19 protein-coding genes are annotated in these 16,332 nt (G+C 66.1%); 13 read left to right on the top strand and 6 right to left on the bottom strand.

Annotated features, from left to right (window positions below):
* Positions 1–2: 2 nt before the first annotated feature.
* The 4 genes from BMY29_RS02435 to BMY29_RS02450 all read left to right on the top strand — a co-directional run bounded on the left by BMY29_RS02435 (position 3) and on the right by BMY29_RS02450 (position 3,126).
* Positions 3–1,010, top strand: a complete 1,008-nt coding sequence (locus tag BMY29_RS02435) for a DUF7958 family protein (protein WP_049991851.1) — start codon at positions 3–5, stop codon at positions 1,008–1,010.
* 443 nt (positions 1,011–1,453) lie between these two features.
* Positions 1,454–1,630 carry a protein translocase SEC61 complex subunit gamma gene (locus BMY29_RS02440; protein ID WP_049991852.1) on the top strand — a complete coding sequence of 59 codons (177 nt, stop codon included), beginning with the start codon at positions 1,454–1,456 and terminating at the stop codon, positions 1,628–1,630.
* Positions 1,630–2,067 (top strand): transcription elongation factor Spt5, encoded by a 438-nt coding sequence (locus tag BMY29_RS02445; protein WP_049991853.1) that lies wholly within the window; start codon positions 1,630–1,632, stop codon positions 2,065–2,067. Before BMY29_RS02440 ends, BMY29_RS02445 begins: the two co-directional genes overlap by 1 nt.
* A 246-nt stretch (positions 2,068–2,313) precedes the next feature.
* Positions 2,314–3,126 (top strand): lipase family protein, encoded by an 813-nt coding sequence (locus BMY29_RS02450; RefSeq protein ID WP_049991854.1) that lies wholly within the window; start codon positions 2,314–2,316, stop codon positions 3,124–3,126.
* 191 nt (positions 3,127–3,317) lie between these two features.
* Here BMY29_RS02450 and BMY29_RS02455 read toward each other — a convergent pair whose 3' ends face one another.
* The gene (locus BMY29_RS02455; RefSeq protein ID WP_049991855.1) at positions 3,318–3,605 is read right to left on the bottom strand and encodes a DUF7565 family protein; all 288 of its coding nucleotides are present in this window, start codon (positions 3,603–3,605) and stop codon (positions 3,318–3,320) included.
* A 220-nt stretch (positions 3,606–3,825) separates the two neighbouring features.
* Here BMY29_RS02455 and BMY29_RS02460 point away from each other — a divergent pair, with 220 nt between their 5' ends.
* Positions 3,826–4,605: a PHP-associated domain-containing protein gene (locus tag BMY29_RS02460; RefSeq protein ID WP_049991856.1), complete on the top strand. Its 780-nt coding sequence runs from the start codon at positions 3,826–3,828 to the stop codon at positions 4,603–4,605.
* Between the two features lie 46 nt (positions 4,606–4,651).
* On the opposite strand, the gene BMY29_RS02465 is transcribed toward BMY29_RS02460, so the two are convergent.
* From BMY29_RS02465 to BMY29_RS02475, 3 genes are read right to left on the bottom strand one after another with little or no spacing between them, the layout of a single operon-like run.
* Positions 4,652–5,098 carry a Mut7-C RNAse domain-containing protein gene (locus tag BMY29_RS02465; RefSeq protein WP_049991857.1) on the bottom strand — a complete coding sequence of 149 codons (447 nt, stop codon included), beginning with the start codon at positions 5,096–5,098 and terminating at the stop codon, positions 4,652–4,654.
* 59 nt (positions 5,099–5,157) lie between these two features.
* Positions 5,158–6,909: a DNA polymerase/3'-5' exonuclease PolX gene (polX, locus tag BMY29_RS02470; RefSeq protein ID WP_049991858.1), complete on the bottom strand. Its 1,752-nt coding sequence runs from the start codon at positions 6,907–6,909 to the stop codon at positions 5,158–5,160.
* Complete coding sequence (locus tag BMY29_RS02475; protein ID WP_049991859.1) at positions 6,909–7,349, bottom strand: DUF5788 family protein; 441 nt, start codon at positions 7,347–7,349, stop codon at positions 6,909–6,911. Before BMY29_RS02475 ends, polX begins: the two co-directional genes overlap by 1 nt.
* A 117-nt stretch (positions 7,350–7,466) precedes the next feature.
* Here BMY29_RS02475 and BMY29_RS02480 point away from each other — a divergent pair, with 117 nt between their 5' ends.
* The 3 genes from BMY29_RS02480 to BMY29_RS02490 all read left to right on the top strand — a co-directional run bounded on the left by BMY29_RS02480 (position 7,467) and on the right by BMY29_RS02490 (position 10,361).
* Positions 7,467–8,402 carry a rhomboid family intramembrane serine protease gene (locus BMY29_RS02480; RefSeq protein WP_074854611.1) on the top strand — a complete coding sequence of 312 codons (936 nt, stop codon included), beginning with the start codon at positions 7,467–7,469 and terminating at the stop codon, positions 8,400–8,402.
* A gap of 109 nt (positions 8,403–8,511) precedes the next feature.
* Entirely contained in the window at positions 8,512–9,303 is a 792-nt protein-coding gene (locus BMY29_RS02485; RefSeq protein WP_049991860.1) for an endonuclease V, read from the top strand.
* Between the two features lie 116 nt (positions 9,304–9,419).
* Positions 9,420–10,361 (top strand): SDR family oxidoreductase, encoded by a 942-nt coding sequence (locus tag BMY29_RS02490; RefSeq protein ID WP_049991861.1) that lies wholly within the window; start codon positions 9,420–9,422, stop codon positions 10,359–10,361.
* Between the two features lie 54 nt (positions 10,362–10,415).
* Here the strand turns inward: BMY29_RS02490 and BMY29_RS02495 are convergent, their stop codons facing one another.
* Complete coding sequence (locus BMY29_RS02495) at positions 10,416–10,946, bottom strand: DUF7097 family protein (RefSeq protein WP_049991862.1); 531 nt, start codon at positions 10,944–10,946, stop codon at positions 10,416–10,418.
* Positions 10,947–11,055: 109 nt separating this feature from the next.
* Between BMY29_RS02495 and BMY29_RS21370 the strand changes: the two genes are divergently transcribed.
* The 4 genes from BMY29_RS21370 to BMY29_RS02510 all read left to right on the top strand — a co-directional run bounded on the left by BMY29_RS21370 (position 11,056) and on the right by BMY29_RS02510 (position 14,037).
* Complete coding sequence (locus tag BMY29_RS21370; protein ID WP_241471324.1) at positions 11,056–11,388, top strand: hypothetical protein; 333 nt, start codon at positions 11,056–11,058, stop codon at positions 11,386–11,388.
* Positions 11,385–11,738 (top strand): CPBP family intramembrane glutamic endopeptidase, encoded by a 354-nt coding sequence (locus BMY29_RS21375; RefSeq protein WP_241471325.1) that lies wholly within the window; start codon positions 11,385–11,387, stop codon positions 11,736–11,738. Before BMY29_RS21370 ends, BMY29_RS21375 begins: the two co-directional genes overlap by 4 nt.
* 113 nt (positions 11,739–11,851) lie before the next feature.
* The gene (locus tag BMY29_RS02505) at positions 11,852–12,274 is read left to right on the top strand and encodes a DUF192 domain-containing protein (protein ID WP_049991863.1); all 423 of its coding nucleotides are present in this window, start codon (positions 11,852–11,854) and stop codon (positions 12,272–12,274) included.
* Positions 12,275–12,504: 230 nt separating this feature from the next.
* A complete protein-coding gene (locus BMY29_RS02510; RefSeq protein WP_049991864.1) occupies positions 12,505–14,037 on the top strand; it encodes a (R)-citramalate synthase in 1,533 nt (510 codons plus the stop codon).
* 95 nt (positions 14,038–14,132) lie between these two features.
* Here the strand turns inward: BMY29_RS02510 and BMY29_RS02515 are convergent, their stop codons facing one another.
* Entirely contained in the window at positions 14,133–14,327 is a 195-nt protein-coding gene (locus BMY29_RS02515) for a hypothetical protein (protein WP_049991865.1), read from the bottom strand.
* A gap of 380 nt (positions 14,328–14,707) precedes the next feature.
* Here BMY29_RS02515 and BMY29_RS02520 point away from each other — a divergent pair, with 380 nt between their 5' ends.
* Complete coding sequence (locus BMY29_RS02520) at positions 14,708–16,303, top strand: right-handed parallel beta-helix repeat-containing protein (protein WP_049991866.1); 1,596 nt, start codon at positions 14,708–14,710, stop codon at positions 16,301–16,303.
* Positions 16,304–16,332: the final 29 nt, after the last annotated feature.

Below are 16,332 nucleotides of genomic sequence, written 5' to 3' on the forward strand. Positions count from 1 at the left end.
TCATGAAGGCAGAAATAAAGAAGGAAACCGAAGACGGATTCGGTCTACTAGTTGTTGATAATAATCGGTCCGAACACAAAATCGGGATTAGATTTGACGGGAGGATTGACGGCCACCTCTGTGATGCTTATGCTGACGATCCGAATCACCGCACCGAAGAAGAGAACGAGCACAACAACCAGGCTCGCCGCTTCGCCAAATACTTCGTCTACGCCGAACGTGGCTACGACATCGTCGAACGCACGGAGAATCCGGATTCCATCGAGGCAGTCCGACAGGCGATTGCCGACCTGTCATCCGACGCTTTCGAGGAGTTTTTCGGTCCGATCCACCAGCAACTCCGGAGCCATCACGATGCGACCGTCGTGCGCCCCCGCGCTTTGCCCGCCGCCGTCCGGTATCCGGACGACGTGATCTACAAGCAGGATCTTTACCTCGGGAGAGACCCCCGCGAGAGTGCGTTCGCAGACACTGCGCGAACGATCGCCGCCGAGACCGGACTCGATCTCGACGACGCCATGCGGCCTCGAGTGCTCGCTGACATTCCATCCCATGACCTCGACCAGTGGCAGGAATTCACCGAGGAGTTGGCTGATGAGATCGACACGGACGCTGTAGACGCCGAACTACAACTCGAAGAGGGGGCCGTCTCGGGCATTCACGTCTCCTATCCGGACCGGAACGGAGAACTCGTTACCGATGACGCCGACGATCCACTCGACCGCCAGCCGGACGCCCGACTCGAACTAGTAACGGCCGATCCTGGGTCTCTCGACGACTTCAAAACGTACCTCGATCACCACCTCAAGTGCCAGGTGCGTGACTGCCTCGTCGGGATGGGCCTGGTCCCGCCCAAGAAGTACCGCGTGCTCGGTCCCGGCAAGTTCATCTACACCCGCCGATACAACCACTACGACATATATCCGGAACTGCACAGCAGTCGTACCGAACCAGAGCGACTGTTTGGGCGAGTGCGGCGCGCACAATCATATTTGTGGAAGCTGATATAAGGACGTTCGAAGACAGTCAAGAGAATTGATATCCTCCCGCCCAGAAGGGCGAGGAGTTCCGCGAGTACGTGGATCATCACCACCGATGTCAGGTGCAGGATTGCTTCGTTGGAATGGGCCTGGTTCCGCCAGAGCCCTATCGCGTCGTCGGCTTCGGGAAGTTCATCTACATCCGTCGATACGATCACTACGATCTTTACCTGCAGTTTCACTTGCGAGACGGGGACCACGAAGCTATCATTCGGTAGTCCGCTCCGGTGAGGACGATCCCGACAATGGAGAGGGGCCAGTTCCTGCCGGCGCACGAACTGCCACGGTCCCAGCAGACTGACGCGGCGACCAGTCACAAGCTATCGAGGGCTCGCTTTTCGTCCCCATCCGAACAGCATCAGTCGGAAGACACGAAAGACAGATAAAAGACCCCGCGCTGTGAATAGACAGATATGGACGTTCCGTACGACCTCACCTCGTACGTTCGGGTGTTGAAATTGGCGGAGACACCCACTACTGAGGAGTTCCTCCAGGTGTCGAAAATCGCTGGTGCGGGCATTTTGTTCGTCGGACTCATCGGGTTCCTCATCGGCGCAATCATGCTGTTCCTGACAGGTGGTGGCCTCTAATGGGCATCTACGCTGTCAAGACGACGGCGAGCCAGGAGCGCACCGTCGCGGACATGATCATCAACCGCGAGGAGCCGGAGATCCACGCGGCGCTCGCACCCGACTCGCTGACGTCGTACGTGATGGTCGAGGCGGACGGCGACGCCGTTCTGAACCGCGTCCTCGAAGATATTCCGCACGCGCGAAGCATCGTCCCCGGCGAGTCCGATATCTCCGAGGTCGAGCACTTCCTCTCGCCCAAGCCGGACGTCGAGGGGATCGCCGAGGGCGACATCGTCGAACTCATCGCCGGTCCGTTCAAGGGTGAGAAGGCGCAGGTCCAGCGCATCGACGAGGGCAAAGACCAGGTGACGGTCGAACTGTACGAGGCGACGGTCCCGATTCCCGTGACGGTGCGGGGCGATCAGATTCGCGTCCTCGACTCCGACGAACGGTAGAGCGTCGAGTCGCTCACCGCGCACGCTACGCGCGGCGAGCGCGTTTCTCCATAGTGGCGTCTTCTCGAACACTGGTGAGTCCGAATTCGGTCGCGCGGTTCGATGGACCGCTCCGCGCTACCGGACCGAGCGTGCGCCGTCTCCGCTGGCCCGGCTATTTACTGCACAATATCTATACAAAAATAAATACTATCCGTACGTCCGTGAAACGATCTCCCGTTCGCGTCACAGACGCGGATGATACCAATGCCATCGAACGGATATCCGAATTCGACGGCGAGGAACAGTGCTTCAACGGACGACGGCTCGGTCTCGAGACGGCGGCTGCTCGGAACCGCGGCGACGGCGGTCGTCACGGGCGCCGGGCTGAGCGCCGCGTCGGGCTCGGCCGCGGCCGAGCCCGACGAAATCATGGAGATCGACTTTCGAGACGGCGTCCCCGACGTCACTGACGCGCCGCAGAACGAAGCCGAAGTCGTGTTCAAGATCCACGGGTACACGAGTTCGTCGGCCAGCGTCGAGCGGGCCGCGACGTTCCGGGACACGGCCAGGGCGGTCGGCTACGACGGCGCCGTCACCGCGGTCACCTGGGACGACAGCGGCCTGCCGTCGTCGGCGATGCAGCGCGCCAGGGACACCGGCGACCCGTTCGCCGTCTGGCTAGCCGACTACACCGACGCGAACCCGTCGACGACGATCCGGCTGCTCGGCCACTCGATGGGCGGTATCGTCCAGTTGGAAACGCTCGCGGCCATCGACGGCGCGTTCACGGTCGCGACGGCCGATAGCATCGGCTCGTTCGCGGCGTCCGACGCGCCCTGCGGGGACGGCGCGTTCTTCGACGCCATTCGAGCCTCTGCCGGGACGGTCCACAACTACTACTCGACGAACGACGGCGTCGCTAGACTGGGGAGCGGCCCGGCAGACTGCGGCGGCTGGTTCGGTGACGGCACCACGCCGGACAACTACGACGACGTCGACGTGAGCGATTCGGTCTCGAATCACTCCGCTTACAGGGCGGAGACCGGCTGCGTGTCCGCGATCGTCGACAATTACTGACGGCGCGCCGTCCGGTTCGCTGACGGCAAGCGACCGGGTTTTACTCCTTCAATACGCGCTGATCGCCGGTCGGTGTCGGAAGCGGACGCCGCCAGGCGGGGACGCCGTGGGCGAGAGCGTGCGCGAATCGATCGTCGAGTTCGTGGAAAAAGACGGCGAGCGGAGAGTAGACGGGCCGGGCGCGCGGACGCCTACCGTTTCAGCTCCGCGGCGATCGTCTGCATGTCCGCGACCGATTCGATCTCGTCGAGCAGCTCTTCGCGTTCGCGGACTTCCTCGGAGCTGGCGCCGTAGGCGCGGACGTACTCGGCGCGGCTGTGTTCGGTGAAGGTGTGGCGGATCGCGAGGTACCCGTCGGGGACGACGGTGCCACAGACTTGACACTCGCGGCGCTGGTGATCCGTCGCCTGGTGGACGACGGCCGACTCGACGTCCTCGAAGACCGATCCGCAGCCGGCGATTCCGCATTCCCAGGCCATTTGATACCGACACTCGATCGGCCGCCCTAATGATCTTTTCGCAGCGACGCGTCTCGGCCGGCGCGGTGGGCGCCGACAGTCGTCGATTTCCAGGGCTAACGGCCGTTCGTCGCGATCGACCCGGAGCGGCCGGTCGTGCCGGTCGCCGACGTGATCGAGGCCGCCGTCGAGTAGCCACCAAATCAGAATTCATAACTCGACTGTACCGAAACTACCGCTCGTGACCGATGGAGACGGAGGCGGCGAAGCGCCGTTCCGAGTTGACTGCCACGTGAAGGTCCTCGACGACCGCATCGTCGAGCGGGCCAGGCGGGCCGGCCTCGACGCGATCGTCTACGCGCCCCACTTCACCCGCCTGCCGGAGATCCGCGAGCGAGCGGCGGCCTACTCCAGCGAGGACCTGCTGGTGATCCCCGCCCGCGAGGTCTTTACCGGCTCGTGGCACAACCGCAAGCACGTCCTCGCGTTGGGTCTCGACGAGCCCGTCCCCGATTTCATTCCGCTCGAGGCGGCGATGGCCGAGTTCGAGCGCCAGAACGCGACGGTGCTCGTGCCCCACCCCGAGTTCGCGACGGTGAGCCTCTCCGAAGCGGATATCCGTCAGTATGCGGATCTGATCGACGCCGTCGAGATCTTCAACCCGAAACACCTGCCGGCGAACAACCGCCGCGCGAGTGATATCGCCGAGACGCTCTCGATACCGCCGTTTACCTCGTCGTACGCTCACCTCCGGCGGTCCGTCGGCATCGCCTACACCGCCTTCGATGCGCCGATCGAGAACGAGGCCGACCTCGTCGCCGCGCTCGCCGACGGCGTCGCCCGTCGGGTCGTCTACGATAACGGCCTCGATCGAGTCCTGGCGACCTCGACCGAACTCGCCCACCTGATCTACGAGAATACCTGGGAGAAGGTCGACCGACTCTTCCTTTCGGGGACGGAGCCGACCCATCCGCAACACATCGCCTACGACGGCCGGTTCGACGACGTCGCGGTCTATTAGGGTCCTCGTGGCGGTTCGAACCTCGGTGGAAACGCGTCCCTCGTAGTCACGCGACTCTCGAGAGCGTCTCCGCGACCCGGTCCCAGTGACTGCCGCGCCAGAAGTACTGACCGCAGTCGCGGCAGACCCAGATCTCGGTTTCGGCCGGATCGGGTGCGTATTCGGGCGTCGATACGTCGGAATCGACGCGGTCGAGCGGCCCGTTACAGCGCCCGCAAAACGCGGGATCGGCCGCCAGCGAGAGGTCGACGCCCGCCGCAGCGAGTTCCGCGAGTTGCGCCTCGACGTCGCGGGATTCGAGCGAGATCGACGCCGCGGCTCGATCGGCGAGTTCGCCGTCCCTGGTGACGATCGTCCGGTCTTCGTTCCGGGCCGCGGCGAGCACCGCATCGTCGGCCTCGAGTCCGCGATCGCCGGCGTAGGCGGTGTCGTGGTTGCACATCCGCAGGTACGCGATCAGGCCGCCGCACATGACGTCGAGGAGGAGGCGCATAGTAGGTCGGTGGAGGTGGTGGTTGGAGGTGGTAACGGGACGCTCGGAACCGGATCCGTTCAGTGGAGGAACTCGCGGACGTCCTCGAGGTCCCAGGTGTTGATCACGTCCGACGGCTCGGCCCAGCCGCGGCGCGCGGTGTGGACGCCCCAGCGCATATACTCGAGCGTCGAGGGCTGGTGGGCGTCGGTGTTGATCGAGATCGGGGCGCCCGCCTCGACGGCCGCCTGGACGGCGCTGCCCCACAGGTCGAGCCGCCGGGGGTTGCTGTTGACCTCGAGGGCGGTGCCGTGTTCGGCGGCGGCCTTTCCGAGCGCGGTCGCGTCGAACTCGAGGCCGGAGCGCTCGTTGAGCAGCCGCCCGCTGGGGTGGCCCAGGATGTCGATCGCCGGATTCTCGACGGCGGTGACGAGCCGCTCGGTGGCCGTTTCCGCGTCCTGATCGAGCGCACTGTGGGTCGAGGCGACGATCACGTCCAACGCGTCGATCACTTCCTCGGAGAGGCCGATCTCGCCGTCGGCGTCGACGTTGGCCTCGATCCCGGCGAAGACCGCGATATCGGCCGCGGCGCCGACCTCGCGGATAGCTTCGACCTGCTCGAGGATCTCGGTATCGGATAGGCCCATCCCGCCGACGATACCGGGGCCCTCGGCGTGGTCGGCGACGCCGTAGTAGTCGTACCCCATGTCCGCGGCGGCCTCGACCATCGCCTCGATGTCGGTGTTGCCGTCGGACCACTCCGTGTGGCTGTGGAAGTCGCCGCGGATATCCTCGCGCGTGATGAGATCCGGCAGCTCGCCCTTTTCGGCGGCGGCGATCTCGCCGCGATCCGTTCGGAGTTCCGGCGGGATCCACGGCAGCCCGAGGGCCTCGTACATGCCCTCCTCGGTCTCGCCCGCGACGCGCTCGCCCACGCGCTGACCCGCCTCCTCGTCCTCGACGTCGCTGACGTCGAAGGCGCCGTACTCGTTTAACTTCATCCCGCGGTCGATCGCGTAGTTGCGTAGGGCGACGTTGTGGTCCTTGCTCCCCGTAAAGTACTGCAGGGCGGAGCCGAACTCCCCGGGGACGACCACGCGCAGGTCGACGCGACTCTCGCCGACGCGGACGCTGGCTTTCTCCGGCCCGGACTCGATCTCGTCGTCGACCGAGTCCCAGGCGACGAACGCCTCGACGACGTCCTCGCCCGCGTCGGTGGCCGCGAGCACGTCCACGTCGCCGATCGTCTCGCGCCACCGGCGGATCGAGCCCGCGACCTCGCAACGTTGGACCGCGTCGATCGATTCGAGGAACGCGAGCACGTCGTCGGCGAGCGGCCTGGCCTCGCCGAGTAGCTGGCGCTGGCCGACCGTGCGAGCGAACTCCAGATTGTCGAGGATGTTCTGTTCGGTCTTCGGGCCGAACCCCTTGACCTCCTGAACCTCGCCGGCCTCGGCGGCCGCCTCGAGATCGTCCAGCGTCTGGACCCCGAGTTCGCGATAGAGCTTGCCGGCGGTCTTGGGGCCGACGCCCTCGATGCGGGTGATGTCGGCGATGTCGATGGGGAGATTCTCGCGCAGCTCCTCGAGTTCGTCGATCCCGCCGGTCTCGACGTACTCGACGATCTTCGAGGCGATGGCGTCGCCGACGCCGTCGATCTCCTCGAGGACCGCCTCGTCGCCGGCCTCGACGCGATCGGCGATCGGCGACGGATGCGTGCGGACGTTCTCGGCCGCTCGCCGGTACGCCCGGGGTTTGTACTCGACGTCGTCGGCCTCGAGCAGGTCGGCGAACTCCTCGAAGCGGGCCGCGATCTCGGCGTTCGTCGCCATCAGCGCCCCCTCCGCGCGTTCGCGTCGTCGTCCTGGCCCAGCGCCTTCTGCAGGAAGGACATCCAGCGCTTGCGGTCGGCGGCCTGCTGGGCCTTCTGCTCGCGTTCGAGGTCCGTCGGCCCGAGGCTCTCTAAGGCGTTCAGCGCCCGGTCGATCCCGATAATGCTCTGGGCGAGTTCCTCGCCCTCCGACCGGGTGATCGCGCCCTCCTCGATCCGCTCGAGTCGGTCGAGTCGCTCGCGCCGCAGGTTCTTTTTCGCCTGCTCGACGCGCTCGCGCTCGCCTGGCGGGACCGTCTCGCGGCGCTTGATCTCGAAGACGAACGTCCGGAGGTCGATCTCCTCCCCCTGGACGGTGATCGTCTCCGGGATGTCCGCGCCGACGGTCGCGCCCTCGCGCTCGACGCGCTCGAGCAGTTGCTTGCGCTCGTACTCTTGCACATCGTGATATGGGGGGCGGGGACGCAAAAATGTACAGTCCGCCGGGGGTGCGTCGCGTCGAATGCGGACACTTCAAAACCCCAAACCCCTTAGCGGCTCCGCACATACCCCCGCGCAATGGCCAAGTGCGACGTGTGTGGGAAGGACGAAAACATGCCGTACAACTGTCGGCACTGCGGCGGCACCTACTGTGCCGACCACCGGCTTCCCGAGAACCACGACTGTTCGGGGCTCCAGAACTGGAACGACCCGCAGGGCGTCTTCGACAGCGGGTTCGACGACAGCGTCAACGGCGGGAGCACGTCGCGGGCCTCGAGCCTCGCCGACAAACTCCCGATCGACACCAGTCCGGGCGGACCGCTGGCGTACTTCCGCGGGAACATGGCCTACACGTTCCTCGCGCTGATGTGGCTGACGTTCTTTAGTCAGTTAGTCCTGGGTCAGTTCCTCAGTTACGAGGCCTACAACTCGATATTCGTTCTCAGACCGTACCATCCGGAGTACGTCTGGACGTGGTTCACATCGATCTTCGCACACGGCGGTTTCGGCCACATCGTCGGCAACAGCATCGTGTTATTCTTCTTCGGACCGCTCGTCGAGCGGTATGTCGGTTCGCGGAAATTCGCAATTTTGTTCCTCGTAAGCGGTGCACTCGCCGGTCTCGGACAGGTTTCCATCCAAATATTACAGGCCAGTACGGTGACGCCGTTTACGCCGGGCGTCGTCGGAGCTAGCGGTGCTGCACTCGCGGTTCTCGGCGTCCTCACGATTCTGAACCCCGGTCTCAAGGTCTACCTCTACTTCATTCTCCCCGTCCCGATCTGGGTTCTCACCGGCGGATACGCGGTGTTCAGCATCTTCTTCGTCAGTACCGGCGGCGGCGGTAACATCGCACATATGGCCCACCTGGTCGGCCTCGCCATCGGCTTAGCCTACGGCGAGTACGTCAAGCGCAACCGGAACGTCCGCGCGCCGAACCAGCTACAGTTCGGCGGTGGCGGTCCCGGCGGCCCTGGCGGCCCCGGCGGTCCGGGCGGTCGCCGCCGGTTCTGACGCCGGTCGTCCCGCGCCCCGCTCGTTTCTCCCTCCGTCCCACCGTCGCGATTCCCGATCCCGCAACCCCGCAACTGATTGTTTCGCGGCGCCTACCACGACCGACTCGATGAGTTCCCCTCGTCCAGATCTCGCACCCGACGCCGCCCTCTCGCGCGAGGAGATGGAAGCCCTCCAGCGCGAGATCGCCGACGCCGCCGTCTTCGCGGACGACTTTTCGTTCGATCCCGCCACCCTCTCGAACCCGCTCGCGACGACGTCGAGCGGCGGCGATCCCCCGGTCGTCGTCGGCGTCGACCAATCGTTTCTCACGAACGAGGCCGGCGATCAGGACCGCGCCTTGAGCGCCGTCGTCGCCCTTCAAGGCGGCGAGGTCGTCGAGCGCGTCCACGCGGTGACGCCGCTCGAGATCCCCTACATCCCCGGGCTCCTCTCCTTCCGCGAGGGCCGCCCCATCCTCGCGGCGCTCGACGAATTGTCCGTCGAACCGGACCTGATCCTGTTCGACGGCAGCGGCCGCATCCACTTTCGCCAGGCCGGCATCGCGACGCACATGGGCGTCGTCCGGGACGTGCCGAGCATCGGCGTCGCAAAGAGCCTGCTCTGCGGGACCCCGCGGGGGAACACCGAGAACCTCCCCGCGGGCTCGACGGTCGCCGTCGAATCGAACTCGCGGGTCGACGCCCCCGACGGCACCCTGCTGGGCTATGCCGTCCAGACGCGCCAGTACGACTCGCCGGACCGGTACATCAACCCGCTGTACGTCAGCCCCGGCCACCGCGTCGGTCCCGAAACCGCCGCCGACGTCGCCCTCGAGCTCGCCTCGTCGTACAAGCTTCCCGACCCGGTCCGCCTAGCGGACACGTACGCGGACGAAGCCAAGCGGAGCCTCGACGAGTAGTTCGGCCACGTTCTAGCGGCCGATTATTCGACTCGCGATTCTCCCATCGATCAAAAAATTACGATGAGCGCGACAAACCGTCGATACTTAGGTATCGTCTCCCGAACCGGTCACGTATGGCCACCGCTGAGGACGTCGATGGGACAGCCGATGACGGGCCGGACGGCACCGTCGTCGACGACGCGGACGATCTCGAGGCGACAACTACGACCGACGAGGACCGGTACACGCGCAAAAAGTCGGTCCTCATCACCGGCTGCTCGTCCGGAATCGGCCGCGCGACCGCCCGCGCGTTTCTCGACGAGGACTGGCTGGTCGTCGCGACGGCGCGAAACGTCGACGACATCGCGGATCTCGCCGACGCCGGCTGCAAGACCCTCGAGTTGGACGTCACCGATCCCGATCAGGTCGCGTCGGTCGTCGAGCGGACGGTCGACATCGCCGGCTCGATCGACTGCGTCGTCAACAACGCCGGCTACGCCCAGATGGGGCCGCTCGAGGACGTTCCGACGGTCGACCTCCACCGGCAGTTCGACGTCAACGTCTACGGGCCCCACCGGCTGACCCGCGCCGCCGTACCGCACATGCGCGCCCAGAGCGAGGGCCGGATCATCAACGTCTCGAGCGTCGCCGGGCGCATCTCGTTCCCCGGCTCCGGCGCGTACTCGGGCTCGAAACACGCCCTCGAAGCGATGAGCGACTCGCTGCGCGCCGAGGTCGACGAGTTCGACATCGACGTCGTGCTGATCGAGCCTGGCCCGGTCGAGACGGACTTCACCGAGCGCGTCGACGAGGAACTGCCCGAGGAAGAGCGGACGCCGGCCTACGAGTCACTGTACGAACTCTACGACGAGGCCCAGTTAATCGGCGGCGGGAGCGGCGGTCCCTTCGCCTCCGAACCGGAAGACGTCGCGGCGGCGATCGTCGAGTCCGCGACCAGTCCCGAACCGCCGGCGCGGTATCCGGTCGGACCGCTCGCCCAGTACGGGCTCTACGCGCGATACCTGCCGGACCGGATCCGCGACGCGGTCTACGGCCTCCTCCGGAAGTTAGTGTAGTCGGTTTCGAAGCGGCGGCCGACGTCGCGGCCGCCTCCCTGTTCTCTCTCGCCCTTATCGGTCGTCCTCGCCGTACCGCTTCGCGGCCGACTCGAAGCCGAGTTCTTCCTGCTCTCGGCCCCGTCGCGCTTCGAGCGCCGCGATCGCGTCGGGGTCCGGCGCGGCGTCATCGGTGATCCGCGCCCAGGAGTTGTGAACCTTGGCGTGACACCACCGACAGAGGTAGATCGAGATTTCGTGGGAGAGGGTCTCCCCGTCGCGCGCATACGAGAGATGGTGCTCCTCGAGCAGCGGCCGCTCGTCGTCGTGGGCCATCCGCTTTTCCGCGAGCCCGCAGCGGACGCACTCGCGGTCCCGGTTGCGCGAGCGGAAGTGCGGACAGTCGGCCCACGACCAGTCCGATTCGGGATCAACCACGGGACACTCGTACTCTTCGTTCGCGCGCTCGCGGGCGAACTCGGGGTCGTGCTCGTAGTGGTCGAAGGCGTACCGGCACTGCCCCTCGCCGGTGAGGTGGTCGCAGACGCCGGCGAACTCGTAGGGGTCGTCGACGCCGACGGAAGTCCCCTGCGGCGTTTTCTCCATCGTCGGTCGCCCGTCTTTGGGCCACCGACCAGTTGAATCTAGCGCCCCATCGCTGCGCCCGCTTCACCAGATTGAAAAATTAAATGTAAGGTCATAATAATCGTATGGCATGACTCGACGGAATCCGGACAACCCCGCTCCGGTCAAAACCGCCGCGATCGTTGTCGCCGGCTGGATCGCCCTCGAGTTCGCCCTCCGCCGCGGTGGCGTCCGCGCCGCCGCTGCCGCCGGCGTCGACCCGCGCCTGGCGGACGCCATCGTTCTCGCCGTCGGGCTCCTGCTCATCGCCGCGGCCCTCACGCGGTACGCGCTCGCGCGAGGCCAGGCCCGCGAGACGTGGGGCTGGGACTGGACGCTCCGCAACCTCGGTTCGGGCTTCTCGCCGGCGCTGCTCAGGTCGACGCGGCCCTGTTCGGGCTCGACGAGAGCGGCGCGGCGGTGAGCGAGGGGCTGGGCTCGGCGGTCGAGGGGATGCCCGTGCTCGCGATCGTCTTCCTCGCGGGCAACGGACTCCTCGTCCCGATCGCCGAGGAGCAGGTCTGGCGGGGGATCGTCCAGTCGGATCTGGTCGACGGCTGGGGCGCGCTCGCCGGGGTCGCGGTCACGGCGGTCCTGTTCGCCTGCAAGCACGTGATCGTGGACCTCTCGATCGTGCGGCTCACGACGCTGCTGACGCTGGGACTGCTCTTCGGCGTCGTACGCCACCGGTGGGGAACCGCGAGCAGCGCGGTCACCCACGTCCTGCTCAACACGGTCTCGACGGCCGCTCTTATCGCGGTGGCGCTCGGTTGAGCGGCGGCCGTCGAGGCCGTGAGGGACGAAGCGGCAGGCCGGCACGCGAGGACGACGCCAGGCGCCCGAAAGCGGCGAGAAGGTTTTTGCCGTCGTCGACTCGAGTCGACGCCATGCGACTCGTCCATGAGCCGGCCGGCGACGGGCCGTCGGATGCCGATTCCGATGCCGAGACCGAGACCGATTCCGGCGACGTCGACCGCACGACGCTGGCGACGACCGTCGACCTCGCGGATTCGCTGGTGAGCCAGGCGCGCGGGCTCATGTTCCGGCGTTCGGTCCCGGACGACTACGCGCTCGCCTTCCGGTTCGACTCGGTCGCGACGCGGGATCTCCACATGCTGTTCGTCCGCTTCCCTATCGACGCGGTCTGGGTCGTCGACGGCGTCGTCCGGCGCGTCGAACGGCTCCGTCCGTGGCGGAGCTTCGCTCGCGATCGGGCCGATCTGATCGTCGAACTGCCGGCCGGTGCCGCGGCTGCTGTCGAACCAGGCGACCGGTTGCACCTCGCGGACGACCGAGTCGCGGCCGATTGAGGTCCGAAACCGCAGGGCTGCGACGTCGAATCGAACGCGGTGACGACGGCCCGATATCACCGCCAGTACTCCCGAACCGGCGGCTTTAAGTCAGCGTGTTACGATGTGGCGAGATACAATGGCACGAGATTCCGTCTCCACGCCACGCGACGAGGATAGAGGAAGTCGGGGCGACCCGGCTGGGCGTGAAATTCTCCGACGAACGTAACCACACTTCCGCATCACCACTCTTGCCCGTAACTCATTCCGCCGAACAGACGATCGTATCGGACCGTGACGTTAAACTACTTGACACGACGCTTCGCGACGGCGAGCAAGCGCCAGGCGTCTCGCTCTCGCCCGACGAGAAGGTCGAGATCGCCCGCGCCCTCGAACGCGCGGGCGTCGCCGTCATCGAAGCCGGCAGCGCCTGTACCGGCGCGGGTGAGCGACGGGCCATCTCGCGGGTGACCGACCTCGATCTGGACGCCTGCGTCACCAGTTTTTGTCGCGGGATGCAGACCGACGTCGATCTGGCGCTCGACTGCGACGTCGATGGGGTTCACGTCGTCGTCCCCGCGAGCGACCGCCACATCGAGGACAAGGTCGGTACCTCCCACGAGGACAACCTGGCGACGACCGCCGAACTCGTCGAGTACGCCACGGATCACGACCTCTGGGTCGAAGTCATCGGCGAGGACGGCTCCCGGGCCGACCTCGACTACCTCGAGGAGCTGATGGGTACCGCCCTCGACGCCGGCGCCGACCGGATCTGCTTCGCCGACACCGTCGGCCACACCGGACCCGAGCGCACCGCCGACGCGGTCGCCAGGCTCGCCGACCTGGGCCCGGTCAGCGCTCATACCCACGACGACCTGGGCCTAGGCGTGACCAACGCGCTCGCGGCCGTCGCCGCGGGCGCCGACATGGTCCACTGTACAGTCAACGGGCTCGGCGAGCGGGCCGGCAACGTCTCCTTAGAGGAGGTCGCGATCGCGCTCTCGCACGTCTACGACGTCGAGACGCTCGAACTCGAGGAGCTGTACGATCTGGCACAGATCGTCTCGCGGGTGACGGGCGTCCAGCTCCCGCCGAACAAGGCCGTCATCGGCGAGAACGCCTTCACTCACGAGAGCGGCATCCACACGGACGGGACGCTCAAGGACGACAAGATGTACGAGCCTTACGCGCCCGAGACCGTCGGCCGCGAACGGCGGCTCGCGCTCGGGAAACACACCGGCCGCGCGGGCGTCGCGGCCACGCTCGAGGAACACGGCGTCGAGGCCGACGACGACGAGATCGCCGAGATCGCCGAGCGCGTGACCGAACTCGGCGACCGCGGCCGACGGGTCACCGACGCCGACCTGCTGGCCGTCGCCGAGGACGTCACCGGCGAGGACCGCGACCGCGTGGTCGACCTGCTCGATCTCACCGCCACCAGCGGCGGGGCCGTCCCGACGGCGAGCATCCGGCTCGAGGTCGACGGCGAGGAACGCGTCGCCAGCGGGACCGGCTCGGGCCCTGTCGACGCCGCGGTCTCGGCCGTTCGCGAAGCGCTCGGCTCGCGGGCCGACGCCGAGCTCGAGTCCTACCACGTCGACGCGGTCACGGGCGGCACCGACGCCGTCGTCACCGTCGAAGTGACGATGGTCCGCAACGACCGCTCGGTAACCGTGGCCCGCAGCGAGGCCGACATCACCCGCGCGAGCGTGACGGCGATGGTCGACGCGCTCGACCGGCTGCTCGCCGCCGACCGCGAGTCGCTCGCGCCGGCCGACGACTGACGATCGCCGATCGCTTTCGGTTCCGCTTCTCCCGCGATCCGTCCGGACGATTACCGTCACCGCTCAGTGCACGGGTCTCTCCGGAATCCGCTGGTTTAGGCGTGATAGCGGCTGATGACGTCCCACGGGTCGTACACGTAGACGGCCGCCAGGGCCAGGGCCGTAACGACGACGAACAGCCGCGCGACCGCGTCGACCGACGTCGGGAGCCCGGGTTCGAGCGTGATCGCCATCAGCGCCGCGACCCCGATCCACAGGGCGGCGGCGACCAGACGCTGCCGGAAGTTCATAGTCGATCGTTCGGTGTGCATCGCTTGAATACGTGTGGATTCCCGAGTCCGGATTTCGCGGATCTGACCGGCGAGAGAGCCGCTGCCGCGTCGAATCGTGTCTAATGGTCAATAGGAATGGTAATTCTAACCAGACATAGCCACTAGTTTCTGGGGGACGGCGTCGGGATCGGCGGCTCCGGCGAACGCGGTCCCTTCTCGGCCCGGTCGGTCACCGTTGCAGGCGGCGAACGGACCGCGCGCCGTTCTCGACAGCACAAATGTCAGTATTCTGGCCATAACAATTCCCGGGAACTCGTGACTGTTCGGATACGATGGCGGATAACCACCAGCAAGATCGATCGGATCAGACCAGTGGAGATAGCACGCGGCGTTCGTACATGAGTCGACTCGGGGCACTGGGTCTCGGTGCTGCCATTACCGGTGCGGCCGCGTCGAGTTCGCAGGGGGTCGACGTCGCCGCGGCACAAAGCGAGGACGGGCGCGGAATCGCCGTCAGCGACTCGGGAACGACGGTCGACGACGACGTGACGCAGTTAGACTTCGGAGGAGAGCTCTCGGTCGCCGACGCGGGCGGAGACACCGTCAGTATCCAGAGCGACACGAATCCCAACGTCGTCAACGTTCGCGACGACCTGGGCGTCGAACCCGAGGCGGACGACCTGTGGGGTGCGATCGAAGATCACTACACCTCGTTCGCACCGACGAACCGGAACCACTGCTACGAAATTCCGGCGGGAACGTGGTACGTCGAGACCGACAACGTTCACTTCGACGCCCACGAGTTTCTGGGGATCGTCGGCGATCCGTTCGCGACGCTCAAGGTGACCGATCAGGGCGTCGACCGGCTGATGACGGTCGGGACCATCGACGACTCGCTTCCGCACGCACAGCGCACGGTGATGCGAGACCTCCAGGTCGACATTCGCGGCGACTACGACGCCGGTATCTGTCGGTGGTACACCTACAAGTACGGTCGAATCGAGAACATCTCGATGCGCGGCCGCCGTGACAGGCGCAACCCCGACTTCGGTGGCGATCGACACACAATCATGGTCGATGGTCGGCAACCCACGACGACGAACATCATCAGCGGGTGCCACCTCAACAACGGCGACACCCACTACGACCGGGACACCCAGGTCGGGCACGCGATCCCGTTCAGTTCGGAACCGTACAACCGGGGAACGAACATCTGGGAGGGGTGTCAGGTGACGGGATACATCGATAACGGGCTCTACGTGTCGACCAACGCCGGCCGAAACATCATAACAGGCTGTCACGTCCGCAACTGCGCCGGCGCGGGCATCCGCATCGGTGCCAACGATTACGTCCAGAACTGCCGCGTCACCATGACCGAACATCCGGGATACCCCTGGTCCGGCCTCTGGGTCGAGAACGGCGGCGGCCAGATCGTCGACGGACTCACCATCCACAACACGGTCGAGAAGAACACCGAGATTGTCCGCCTGACGAACGACGGGCCGGCGCGCATAAGCGGGGTGCACATCACCGACGAGGGGGGCGACGGACGCGCGATCCGCGTCGCCGATAACGACGAGACGCGGACGGTGTTCGAAGGGTGTACGATCACCGATCGAACCAGTCCGAGCGTCTCGGACTACGCGGTCTACGTGCGCTCGTCGAACGTCGTCTTCAAGGACTGCGAGTACGATCTCAAATCGCAGACCGATCAGGACCGACACGGCTTCTTCGTCAGTAGAGGGGGTACCGACGTCGATCGACTCGTCCTCCACAACAGCCATATCGACGCCGACGGCGCGAGCCTCCGGTTCAGTGAGAGCGGTCGGGACCACAACATCGAGAACGCGGTGTTCGACGGCATCGTGATGAGCGATCCCGATACCACACTCGAGGACGTGCTCTGGGTCGGTAACCGCCATCGCGGGAACACCTACTTCCGGGGCGACCGACCCGGGTGGCAGGGCGACTTCAACTTCGGGTTCGATCTCTGACGATCGGTCGCCTGGCGAGCACCGACGAC

The sequence above is a fragment of the Natrinema salifodinae genome (genome assembly GCF_900110455.1).
In the GTDB taxonomy this organism is placed as follows: domain Archaea; phylum Halobacteriota; class Halobacteria; order Halobacteriales; family Natrialbaceae; genus Natrinema; species Natrinema salifodinae.